Source organism: Streptomyces altiplanensis, assembly GCF_053591575.1.
This window is the reverse complement of the sequence record NZ_JBSFUB010000228.1, coordinates 1-1,474: the sequence shown is the minus strand read 5'-3', so window position 1 is coordinate 1,474 and position 1,474 is coordinate 1. Positions and strand designations below refer to the sequence as shown.

The window sequence follows — 1,474 nt, the reverse complement described above, 5'->3', positions numbered from 1 at the left end:
TCACGCTTCCCTACGTTGTTCTGCGGGACGTGGTGAGCCCTTCGTATGGTTGACCCGCCCAGGGGTGTCGGGTGTGGCTTTCACGCTTCTGCCGCTTGTGGCTTGCCCGGATTGGCCACCCGACGCCTCACGACGACTCGGCTGCCAATTAGGAATTGCGAATGATCGCTCTGTAGGGAATCGACAGCGAGGTCGTCCGTGGGAGGCACCAACAGCACACCGCAGGGAGGAACCACATGGCCGCGATCTGGGCCGGCATCGATGCAGGCAAGACCCATCACCACTGCGTCGCGATCGATGACAGCGGCCGGCGGCTGCTGTCGCGACGTGTCGCCAACGACGAGCCTGAACTGCTTGAGCTCCTTGCCGACGTGCTCGCCCTGAGCGACGAGGTGACCTGGGGCATTGATCTGGCAGACGGCGGAGCCGCCCTAGCCATCACGCTCCTCCTCAACCACGGCCAACCGGTCCATTACATCTCCGGCCGGGCCATCCACAGGGCCTCGGAAGGCTACCGCGGCGAGGCCAAGACCGACGCCAAAGATGCCGCAGTCATCGCCGACCAGGTCCGCGTCCGCCGTGACCTTCACCCCTTACGCGTCGGCGACGAGACAGTCACCGACCTCAGGATCCTCACCAACCGACGCCTTGACCTGGTCGCCGACCGCACCCGCACGATCAACCGACTCCGCGCCCAGCTCAATGGCATCTTTCCCGCCCTGGAACGTGTCCTGGACTTGAACAACACCGGGCCGCTGATCTTGCTGTCGGGCTACCAGACCCCGGTTGCCATCCGCCGGATCGGCGCCAAGCGGCTGGCGACATGGCTGCGGAACCGCAACGTCATCCGTGCTGACCAGCTCGCCGAGAAGGCCGTCGAGGCCGCTGATCGTCAGCACACCAGTCTCCCCGGGGAGAAACTGACCGCAAAGATGGTGCATACGCTGGCGAAGGAGGTGATGGACCTCAATCAGGAGATCGGCGAACTCGACAAGCTCATCGAGGCCCGGTTTCGCGACCACCATTCCTTCGAGGTGATCACCAGCATGCCCGGCCTGGGCATCATCCTCGGCGCCGAGTTCCTGGCCGCCACCGGCGGTGACATGAGCCTCTTCGGCACCGCAGACCGCCTTGCCGGCTTCGGAGGAGTTGCCCCGGTCCCTCGTGACTCCGGCAAGGTCAGCGGCAATTTCCGGCGCCCCCAGCGATACAACCGCCGCCTCCAACGCGTCTTCTACACCTCAGCGATGTTCAGCATCCGCTACTGCGAGGATTCGCGACAGTTTTACGATCGCAAGCGGGCCGAGGGCAAGCGTCACACCCAAGCGGTCCTCGCCCTCGCCCGTCGCCGCGTCAACGTCCTCTGGGCCCTCCTGCGCGACGGACGGTGCTACCAGCCCGTGCCGCCCATCGCCCTGGCCGCTTGACAAACACCATTAGGAATCCGGGGCGAGTTCTACGAGTGTCTGACCGC

At 65.1% G+C, this 1,474-nt stretch carries 1 protein-coding gene; it reads left to right on the top strand.

The window, feature by feature from the left end; translation table 11 throughout:
- Positions 1 to 236: 236 nt before the first annotated feature.
- Entirely contained in the window at positions 237 to 1,427 is a 1,191-nt protein-coding gene (locus ACWD0Y_RS36630) for an IS110 family transposase (RefSeq protein WP_450264573.1), read from the top strand.
- Positions 1,428 to 1,474: the final 47 nt, after the last annotated feature.

Excerpts from the sequence above, each read along its gene's own strand:
- ACWD0Y_RS36630 (WP_450264573.1), top strand. The coding sequence starts at position 237 with ATGGCCGCGATCTGGGCCGGCATCGATGCAGGCAAGACCCATCACCAC.